Source organism: Geoglobus sp., from assembly GCF_054018175.1.
On sequence record NZ_JBPLZQ010000034.1, the window covers coordinates 1 to 9,401 of the forward strand.

The 9,401-nt window shown below is 52.1% G+C and carries 12 protein-coding genes and 2 pseudogenes; 8 read left to right on the top strand and 6 right to left on the bottom strand.

The genetic code is table 11. The features are described from left to right. From ACXJJC_RS02720 to ACXJJC_RS02740, 5 genes and pseudogenes are all read left to right on the top strand, one after another. Positions 1-261, top strand: a pseudogene (locus tag ACXJJC_RS02720) (ABC transporter ATP-binding protein); the annotation flags it as partial. 39 nt (positions 262-300) lie between these two features. Beyond that, complete coding sequence (locus ACXJJC_RS02725) at positions 301-966, top strand: ABC transporter ATP-binding protein (RefSeq protein WP_456369293.1); 666 nt, start codon at positions 301-303, stop codon at positions 964-966. Positions 967-968: 2 nt separating this feature from the next. Continuing rightward, positions 969-1,358 carry a universal stress protein gene (locus ACXJJC_RS02730; RefSeq protein WP_456369294.1) on the top strand — a complete coding sequence of 130 codons (390 nt, stop codon included), beginning with the start codon at positions 969-971 and terminating at the stop codon, positions 1,356-1,358. A 4-nt stretch (positions 1,359-1,362) separates the two neighbouring features. Beyond that, complete coding sequence (locus tag ACXJJC_RS02735) at positions 1,363-2,565, top strand: CaiB/BaiF CoA transferase family protein (protein WP_456369295.1); 1,203 nt, start codon at positions 1,363-1,365, stop codon at positions 2,563-2,565. A 15-nt stretch (positions 2,566-2,580) separates the two neighbouring features. After that, positions 2,581-3,546, top strand: coding sequence for an NrpR regulatory domain-containing protein (locus ACXJJC_RS02740; RefSeq protein WP_456369296.1), 966 nt, complete (start codon positions 2,581-2,583; stop codon positions 3,544-3,546). On the opposite strand, the gene ACXJJC_RS02745 is transcribed toward ACXJJC_RS02740, so the two are convergent. From ACXJJC_RS02745 to ACXJJC_RS02755, 3 genes are read right to left on the bottom strand one after another with little or no spacing between them, the layout of a single operon-like run. Further along, complete coding sequence (locus tag ACXJJC_RS02745; RefSeq protein ID WP_456369297.1) at positions 3,547-4,257, bottom strand: hypothetical protein; 711 nt, start codon at positions 4,255-4,257, stop codon at positions 3,547-3,549. Then, positions 4,247-5,014, bottom strand: a complete 768-nt coding sequence (locus ACXJJC_RS02750) for a flavodoxin family protein (protein WP_456369298.1) — start codon at positions 5,012-5,014, stop codon at positions 4,247-4,249. Before ACXJJC_RS02750 ends, ACXJJC_RS02745 begins: the two co-directional genes overlap by 11 nt. Positions 5,015-5,049: 35 nt before the next feature. Beyond that, positions 5,050-5,295 (bottom strand): hypothetical protein, encoded by a 246-nt coding sequence (locus ACXJJC_RS02755; protein ID WP_456369299.1) that lies wholly within the window; start codon positions 5,293-5,295, stop codon positions 5,050-5,052. Between the two features lie 225 nt (positions 5,296-5,520). Here ACXJJC_RS02755 and ACXJJC_RS02760 point away from each other — a divergent pair, with 225 nt between their 5' ends. Further along, complete coding sequence (locus ACXJJC_RS02760) at positions 5,521-6,240, top strand: hypothetical protein (protein ID WP_456369300.1); 720 nt, start codon at positions 5,521-5,523, stop codon at positions 6,238-6,240. A gap of 42 nt (positions 6,241-6,282) precedes the next feature. After that, a complete protein-coding gene (locus ACXJJC_RS02765) occupies positions 6,283-6,714 on the top strand; it encodes a helix-turn-helix transcriptional regulator (protein ID WP_456369301.1) in 432 nt (143 codons plus the stop codon). A gap of 50 nt (positions 6,715-6,764) precedes the next feature. On the opposite strand, the gene ACXJJC_RS02770 is transcribed toward ACXJJC_RS02765, so the two are convergent. Next, complete coding sequence (locus ACXJJC_RS02770) at positions 6,765-7,805, bottom strand: hypothetical protein (protein WP_456369302.1); 1,041 nt, start codon at positions 7,803-7,805, stop codon at positions 6,765-6,767. Here ACXJJC_RS02770 and ACXJJC_RS02775 point away from each other — a divergent pair. After that, positions 7,797-7,937 (top strand): hypothetical protein, encoded by a 141-nt coding sequence (locus ACXJJC_RS02775; protein ID WP_456369303.1) that lies wholly within the window; start codon positions 7,797-7,799, stop codon positions 7,935-7,937. The two genes, ACXJJC_RS02770 and ACXJJC_RS02775, sit on opposite strands and share 9 nt — an antisense overlap. A gap of 71 nt (positions 7,938-8,008) precedes the next feature. Here the strand turns inward: ACXJJC_RS02775 and ACXJJC_RS02780 are convergent, their stop codons facing one another. Then, the gene (locus tag ACXJJC_RS02780; RefSeq protein ID WP_456369304.1) at positions 8,009-8,899 is read right to left on the bottom strand and encodes an STT3 domain-containing protein; all 891 of its coding nucleotides are present in this window, start codon (positions 8,897-8,899) and stop codon (positions 8,009-8,011) included. A gap of 55 nt (positions 8,900-8,954) precedes the next feature. Then, positions 8,955-9,290 (bottom strand): annotated as a pseudogene (locus tag ACXJJC_RS02785) (STT3 domain-containing protein); the annotation flags it as partial. Positions 9,291-9,401: the final 111 nt, after the last annotated feature.

Genomic DNA, 9,401 nt, shown 5'->3' on the forward strand with positions numbered 1-9,401 from the left:
AAGATGCTCCTGCTCGACGAGGTCATGGCTGGAATGAATCCCTCTGACGTGGACAGGATCATAGAACTGCTGAAGGATGTAAGGAGGGAGGAGGACATAGCTGTCGTCTCGATGGTCGAGCACCTCATGCACGCGATAACCAAGTTCGCTGAAAGGGTCATAGTGATGCACCAGGGGAAGAAGCTGGTGGAGGGAGAGACAGTGAAGGTCCTCAACGATCCCCGGGTTATTGAGGTGTACCTCGGCAGGAAGGTGGTGTGAATGCTGTTCGTCAGGGACCTCGAGACGGGCTACGGGTAGATGCAGGTTCTGTGGGGCGTTGACCTTGAGGTGAAAGGGGGCACGATAACCACGATCCTCGGCCCGAACGGAGCGGGCAAGACGACCACGCTCAGAGCGATTTTCGGGCTGAACAGGCCGTGGAAGGGAGTGGTGGAGTTCGACGGCAGGGATGTTACGTACATGCCCCCCCACCTGAAGGTGGAGGTGGGCATGACGATGGTCCTGGAGGGGAGGCACCTCTTCCCCTCGATGACTGTCGAGGAGAACCTGATGCTCGGCGCGTACACGAAGCATGCTGAGGAGAAACTCGACGACTCTCTCGACCTCGTCTACACGCTCTTTCCGAGGCTGAAGGAGAGGAAGAAGCAGAAGGCGGGGACGATGAGTGGAGGGGAGCAGCAGATGCTGGCGATAGCGAGGGCGCTGATGACGGCTCCGAAGCTCATACTCATGGACGAGCCGAGCCAGGGTCTCGCGCCAAAGCTCGTTGCGGAGGTGTTCGAGACGATCTCGAGGCTCAAGGACGAGGGACTGACGATACTCCTCGTCGAGCAGAACGTCTTCGCCTCGCTCGAAATCTCTGACTACGCGTACGTTCTGGGAGAGGGGATGGTGGTCACCGAGGGCACGGTGGACGAGATCAGGGAGTCGGATGTGGTTAGGAGAGCCTACGTGGGGGTTTAGCCATGATAGTCGCGGCGATTGACAGGAGAGACAGGATGGAGAGGATAGTCAGGTTTGCGGCCGAGGAGTCGAGGATGAGGGGGGAGAGGCTCCACATAATACACTCGATGCCCGGAGGTTCGAGGGTCACGAGGGAGGACGTGGAGCGCGCGGAAGACATGCTTGGTGAGGCAGAGCTGCTCGCAAGAAAGCATGGCGCTGAGGTCGAGACTCACCTGCTCATGAGGGGCAACGAACCCGCGAAGGACATCCTGCTGTTCTGCCAGGAGGTTGGTGCGAAGCTCCTGGTAATAGGTGTGAGGAAGAGGAGTCCCGCAGGAAAGCTCCTGTTCGGCAGCACAGCCCAGCAGGTCATCCTCGAGGCCGAGATACCTGTTGTGTGCATAAAGTGAGGTGATGGGTGTGGGAGAGTCAGGACTGCCTCTCGAAGGCATAACCGTGATCGAGCTCGGGCAGGCAGTTGCGGGTCCTTACGTCGGCACCCTGCTCGCCGACTTGGGGGCTGAGGTGATACACGTTGAGAGGCCGGGAGTTGGAGATCTCGCGAGGCACTGGATACCGATAAGGGGTGATCTCAGCTTCTACTTTGCCGTTACAAACAGGAACAAGAAGTCCATTACGCTCGACCTGAAGAGGGAGGAGGGCAGGGAGGTGTTCTTCAGGCTCGTGGAGAAAGCGGACGTGATCATAGAGAACTTTGTTCCTGGAGTGGTGAAGAAGCTCGGCGTGGACTACGAGAGCGTGAAGAAGGTGAAGCCGGATATAATCTACTGCCACATCTCCGGGTTTGGACAGACAGGGCCGTACAGGGACAGACCGGCCTTCGACCAGGTCATGCAGGGTGAGACGGGAATCATAAGCTACACGGGCACAAAAGAGCACCCGTCGAAGGTTAACGTCCCGATAACCGACCTGCTTGCCGCGCTTTACGGAGTTTACGCGGTTATGGTGGCGCTGTTCAACAGGGAGAGGACGGGAAAGGGAATGGAGATCGACGTCTCGCTCTTCGACTGCGCTGTCACGCTGATGATGAACCTGATGAACATGGTGCTGGTGGAGGGGATGAAGGACGAGGAGCTCAGGATGGGGTCGAAGTACTTCCTGGCAACGCCCTACGAGCCGTATCCGGCGGGAGACGGAAAGCTTGTGAACATCGTCGTGGCCACCGAGTGGCACTGGAAGGCGTTCTGCAAGGCTGTCGGCCTGGAGCACATAATGGACGATCCCCGCTTCGCGACGAATCAGGACAGGCTCAGGCACAGGGACGAGCTGGAGAGGATCATAGTGGAGAAGCTGAGGGAGAGGAGCAGGGACGAGTGGATAGAGATTCTGCTGAAGGCCGGAGTTCCGTGTGGTGCGGTGAACACGATTGAGGAGGTTGTGAACCACCCTCAGACGAGGGCGAGGAACGTGATAGTGGATGTAGATTATCCAGGGCTGGGCAAGATAAAGCTCTTCAACAACCCGGTGAAGTTCTCGGACTTCGAGGTCGAGGTGAGGAGACCTCCGAGACTCGGGGAGCACACGGACGAGATTCTGTCGAGGATCGGTTACAGCAGGGAGGAGATCGAGAGGCTCAGGAATGAGGGCGTGATCTGAGGTATATTTTTTGTCATGCTCGACAGAACCCTCGCTTCGATACTGGAGGCCCTTGAGGACGGAGAGCCCAAGAGCTCCTACGCGATAGCGGAGATTCTTAAGCGGAAGGGCATAGTCATAGATCCGAGGACAGTGAGGTACCACCTGAAGAAGCTCGAGAGGATGGGCTACGTCAGGAAGGCCGTAAGAGGTGTGAGGATAACCAAGGCCGGCTTCGAGATCCTGAAGAGAGTAAACGTCTTCGAGAGGCTGGGAGAGTTCACCGACGTGATAGAGTTCAACGCCTACCACTGCACGTTCGACTTGGTGAGGATGTCCGGAACCGTTCCGACTGACGTGGCCATCATTGACAAGGACGACTTCGAGAGAGCTGGAGAGATCATGCTCGAAACCTCCAGGGCTGATTTTCTGATCTCCAGACTCGTCAGCGTTGCTGATGAGAGCGAGGTGGTGGACAGGTTTGAGGTTGAGGAGGGGAGAGTTGCCATTGCGGTTATCTCAAACACGATATTCGACGTGATCCTGAGAAGGGCCGGGATCAACCTCCTGCCGGAGTATGCGGGTCTGCTATACTGGAGAAACTCCCCGGCAGGAATAAGGGATGTTATCAGCTATTCCGGGACAACGCTGAGTCCGGGGTGGCTCTTCCTGAAATCGGGGCTTACGAGCGTTTGGAAAGCCGTTAAATCTGGAGAGGGTTATCTGATAACGGCCATAAGGAGTCTGAGCAAACATGCTGTTGAAATTGCCAGGAGAGAGGTGGAGAGGGCAGAGTCGAGGGGATTCGGCGGGGTGGTGTACCTGGAGGGCTCGCCGGAGAACAGCCTGAACATTCCACCTGGCGTGAGGGCGAGGCTCGTCGTGCTTGCGGGGCTGAATTACCTGGCCCCACTGGTTGAGAACGGCATAAGAGCGGAGCTGAGGGTGAACGAGATCTTCCTGGACTACAGGGACTTTGATCGCCCAGAGAACCTTTTCTGATCACTCCACCTCTCTGAAAACGACCTTCATCCCGTTCAGCAGGATCTTCCTCGTGTTCTCGTCCAGGCCCTTCAGCATCTCCTCGAACTCCGGAATCTCCCTGAAGTCTCCGGTTTCCGCGAGACGGATTACTGCGAGTGGATGCCCCGTTCCGCTCAGGTACTCATATACATTGCTGACAACGTTCGAGTTGACCCCCATGCTGTCCATGAGCCACCTCAGCCAGGCCACCCTCGCCTCCTTCGAGGCTATGTCAACTATCCTCTCCTCTACCTCGAGCAGGACCTTCCCCAGGATGAAGTAAAGCTCGAGAATCTCCTCCTTCTCCCACTTGCTTATGTGCCTCAGCAGCACCTCGTCTATCCTCTTCTGTATGTCCCTCATCCTGTAGACTATGTACATCAGGTCCTCTATGCCCTTGCTGAACCTGTACTCCTCCTCCCTCCTTATCTCGAAGATCCAGACCCTCCTCAGCGTCTCGTTTATGGTCTTCATGTCGAGCTGGAGGAACTCCTTCCGGGTTCTGAACATCTCCTCGATCTCGAGCCGGTTCGGCAGGACGACGTCGTTTATTATGCTCGAGATCTCCACGAGCCTCGTGAAGAGTATGTAGAAAACGGGGTTGAATATGTTTCCGGTTTTCTTCAGCTTTACAGCCCTTCTTACGAATTCCTCGTCGAATATCTGTCTGATTTCATCCTCAAACTCCATACCGATCCCTTAATGCCTTCAGCTCATCCTTCTGCTCTAAAAATGTTTCCTTCATCCCCCTGAGCACGTCGTAGTGCTCCACCATCCAGTCGTAGCTCAGGGTTCCGCCTTCCCGCACGACTTCGAGGCTGGAGTTCAGCTTCGAGTGGCAGAGGGGACACTCGAGCGCACCGTCGATCGGCTTGAAGACCTCCGAGAAGCAAACAGGACACTGCCCCTCGAACCTCAGCGTTTTCCCGTTCCTTATGGCATCCACGAGCATGTCCAGCTTTCTGACGTTCTCGTCCTTCAGCACCTCTCCGGGAAGAGCAGCATGAATCGGCACGACGGCCACGGGCGTGATCCCGAGAACCCTCAGGAGGATGTTGTACGTGTTGGACGCCCACCCCCTCAGCTCCTCGAACCCGTAGAAGTACACGACAGCCCCCCTCTTCTCCCTCAGCTCCTCGAAGTACTGAAGGGCCATGAACATCCTGTCGAGGAGCATCTTCACCTTTCCGGTAGCGTCGAGCCAGTAAACAGGTGAGGAGATCAGGATGAAGTCCGCCTCCCTGATGCTGTTCAGGATATCCTCAACGTCGTCCTGTATGGAACACTTCTGGCCGAAAAGGCAGGCGTAGCAGGCCTTGCACGGCTGGATATCCTTTTCGACAAGGTTCAAAATCTCGAGGTCTGCGTTCAGCTTCCTGGCGATGTAGCTCGCGGCAATAAGGCTGTTACCCTTCCTCTTGGTTCCCGTAATTGCGAGAAGTTTCATGGAGCAGGGTTAATAATTAAAAAATAAAATCCTTTCTATTCCTCGTAATAGTCCTCGAACCCGTCGTAGTCGAGGTCGTCCTCGAAGTCATCCCTGTTCTCGTCCGAGAAGTCCTTCTCCAGGTCCTCCGGATCGAACTCCTCGTTGGTGTCGAGCAGTATGAACCTCCCGTCCTCGTAAATCAGCACGGCTCCGCAGAAGTCGCACTGCATTTCCACGCCCTCGTAAAGGTCTCTTATAACTATGTCCTCACCGCATGATGGACAGGCGATAAGCTTCATTACAACCCCCCAGATGGGCTAAAATTTAAACCTTTCGCTGAATTTTGGAGCTGTGAGAACTCTGAAACCAACTTTTTGTTTTTAATGTCCCTATCCATATTACCACTCCAGGAATGTATGAACCATTTCCAAACGAATGGAACAATCATTTATAAGCTGTTCCAAGAAGTTTCACTTTAGTTATTTATGATGTTTCAACATATAGAAAGAAAAAATTTGGAGGTGATGGAGATTAGGAGAATCGTATTGTGGATGATTGCAACGCTATTGGTGGTTGGGATGGTTGCAGCAGAGCAGACGAATACTGTAAGAGATAAAATAGTTCAGAAATCTCTGGAAACTGCTGGAGATGGTTGGACTTACGTTGGTATTTATATAGTAGATTCAGATAACGAAACCTCTCTCGTTGTTTTAAAGAAGAATGAAACACTAAAATACATCGAGGTCTACAAAGTAGGAAACAGCTTGAAAGCAAGAGAAGTCGTACCAAAGACGATCGAGAGGAAAGTTGAAAGAAAAGTGGAGTTTTTAAAGACCACAAAAAATGAGGAACCAGCGACAATAGTGAAGGAGCGAGGCATATTGTTAAAAGAGCTGAGACTGATAACAACCTCTGTTACTGTTGTTGAGGCTTGGTCTGGAATTGAGGCAAAAAATGCGTTAGGAATTACGCTTTGGAAACTAACGGCTAAAGGATACTTCCATGTGTATCCTGGAGATAGGGTCTTTTACGTTGCAGACAATTCCAGTGTCTATGCAAATGGATTCTTGGGTTGGAACGTTGAGTACTTCGATAGTGATGCAACATGGACATCAGTGGCTGGAAGAGTTGATGCCAGAGCTGGCTTCGATAACGTACTGCCCGGCGTAGATGACGTTGATGCGTGGGCGTGGGTACAAGTTGATAAGTACTTACACATCACGAGAGATGGTGGATATACTTAAAATTGACATAAATTTTTTAAATTTTTTCTTGGTGGGGAGATTATGAAAATCGAAATAACGAGAGAGTGCGCACTCACTGCAATTGCCGCGTATATCGCTGGACTGATGATAGGGGACTTCGTAGAGGGAACTCTTGCTCTCCTGTTCATCGTTTTGATATTGTGGGCTGTGAAAGATTTTGTCGGGAGGCTCTCAAACAATTCGGGGAAAAATTGTGGTAATAGCAATTCAGCACTTCAAAACTCATCGGGGGAGATATCGATCCTGTTGAGGTCGTTAAAGGATAACGAGAGACGAGTAGTTGAGTGCCTTCACGAGTTTGGAGAGATGACTCAGGTAGAGCTATCTGCAAGGACAGGCATTCCCAAATCCACTTTGTCAAGGATACTGCGAAGTCTTGAGGAGAGGGGGATTGTTGAGAGATACAGCAACGGAATGAGCAAAACTGTCAGGCTCAGGAAAACGTACAAATGAAGACACTAAAGCCTGTTTGAGAACAGACTGGCTCATAAAAAATTTTGGAGTCAGGTCAGGTCGAGAACGATAACGTCTCCGTTCTCAACCTGCTCGTCCGAGACTCTCAGCGTTTTCACAACGCCTCCACTCTCCAAGGTGTAGTCTGCGACCGGCTTAACGGGATAGGTGGTGTTCTGGGCGTATGGAAGTGTCAGCTCGTACTCCCCGTTCACGACCTTTGCTTTCTGCACGTACTCGAACACCCTGCCCTGGTTGGTCTTGATCGTTACCTTTGCAATAACCTCGTCGCCACTCGCCTTCCCCTTCACAGTAACTCCCTTAACGTGCTCGAAGACCTTCACGTATCCCGTGGACCTCGCCTCTACCTTGCCGAAGCCGAGCTTCTTTGCGTAGACTGAGTTGTAGATGTTTCTGTAGACGAGCTCCTGGAAGCCCGAGTACGTGTTGTCTCCAAAACCGCTCTCGTAGACCATCCTGTAGTGCTTCAGACCACTTCCGTCGAATATGTGGAACCTCGCCTCCATAGTCCTGTAGTAGTTCTCGCTCGGAATGTTTATTCCGGAAACGGGCCTCGCACCGAAAGGAACTCTGCCTGTCAATGAAATTCCGAGATTGCCGCTGGGGTCCACGTACACAACACCGGTCCCCGAGTAGTACATCTGGCCCGCTTTCTCAAGGCTGCCCTCGGCCCAGACCGCCATCGCGTAGAACTTGCCTGTCGCCATCTCCACGTCGCTGACGACGTACTTCACACCCAGCTTTTCTGCTATTCTGTCGGCATAGCTCTCATTGAACGCCGTGAAGAACGGAGCAGCTCCTGGCACGTCGTTGTACTTGTTGCCTATGCCCTGCTGGAATGGATTGGCAACGGGAATGCGGTGTGCAATTGCCGTAATCCAGTGACCGTAGTCCCACCAGCTTATAACGCTGTACACTCCTTCAGGATAGTACGGGTACGGCTCTCTGAAACTCTCAGGTGGTTTGTAAAGCTGGTAGTAGAACTGGTCGTACATCTCCTTACCCGGAGTATTTTCCCGCATCCAGACAAGGGTGTCGTACCACTGCTCGTTGATCCCCCTGTGGACCACCTGCTGTACTCGTTTGCCTGCGATAGCGTCGGGTATATGAGGACGAGGAGCACGAGAATTCCGGCCACCAAGATCTTGATTCCAATCCTCTTCATCGCCCTCTCATCGTTCCTCAGGGCAGCGGAAACGTAGTCGTAGAACCTGACCCTCTCGAGGATCTCGCTCACGATTGCAGATGAGAAAACTGCCGAAACCACTCCCAATTAGTAGGCGAAGCGGTTCTGTCCAGTAAGGGCTATGAGCATCGCAAATCCCCAGATCAGGACGAAGAGGAGCCTCTCGTCTCTCGCCCTGACGAACCTGTACGCGTAGTAGAGCATGGCCGGAATCGCGAAGAAGAATGTGATGCTGAAGTTCTGCCACGCCGGTGTTAGGCTGAACTTTCCGCCAAGGGAGAAGAAGGGCTGAACTTCGGCGATGGTTAATTGTCCACCTTTTGGCTGGATAACCCTTAGTATGGATTGCAAGCTTCTGATGAACTCTGGTGAGATTAGATATAGCAACATGGTGGCGATAACAATTGTTGCTCCTACTGCAGCAGGAAATATCCAGCTTTGGTCAAACTTTTTGTTTTTGGTGAGTTTTACCTCGACAGCGTGCAGCACTGCCACAATAACTGCTGATCCGAGCATCACGCTTAGCTGGAAGGGTGAGTAATATGTCACAGCGAAGTTAGGGAATTTGTGTGAAAAAGGCAGGTAGATCACAGAAGCCACGAGAAATGAGATTACTGAGACTCTGGCAAGTGCGCTAGTATCCACTTGGATGACCTTCTTCAATAAGAACGATAGGATTACGAAGGTCAGAATGATTAGTGCGGCAATAAATCCTGCACCCCATGCCAAGAGGTACATCCCTATACAAATTCCTGCAATAACAGGATATGCGAGCATCTTGGGGTTTTTCAGATCTCCGTCGTAACCTTTCCATTTGTTGTATGCCAGCATGAAAGTCCCCAGAGTTGCAATCTGCCAGAAAACCTCCCAGATGTTGTGGTCGTTGAAGCTGAGAACACTCCTGGCCATAAGCTGGCCTGGAATGAGTATAACCACAAATGCAGAAATCACTCCAGCCCTCTTTCCAAAAATCTCCAATCTCCTTTGTCAGAATATATGTGGGTATAGCCAGTAAAGCACCTCCCACTGCTGGGATGAAGGCAATTACCGTTCTTATTTCTGCAGGTGTTGTTGCTCCAAAGATCATCGAGACTAAAGCTCCGAGGTAAACCAGGAAAGGTCCGAAGTGTGTGTATGTGCCATGTGGATAGTGGGTGAAGGCGTCAAACCATATCCTGTTTGGGAAATTATGTACTGCAGATTCGATAAGTCTGAAGTAGTACCATGGGTCGTTTCCGCTCAGCCTTGCCCCCTCCATCCATGGCACGAAAACGGCATTCCAGGGGTTGGCAATTCTTAAGTAGAGACCAATAGATATTGCGATGAGAATAAACGGGATATGCCAGTACTTTTCCATTCTCTCCTTCATTGGCAGAGGTAAGGTGAGATGGATAAAAATTTTTCATCGCTTTTGATTTCATTTGTGATGCCATTTGGAGGGACTGTCAAAATAACCAGCTCTCCACATTATACCACCTAA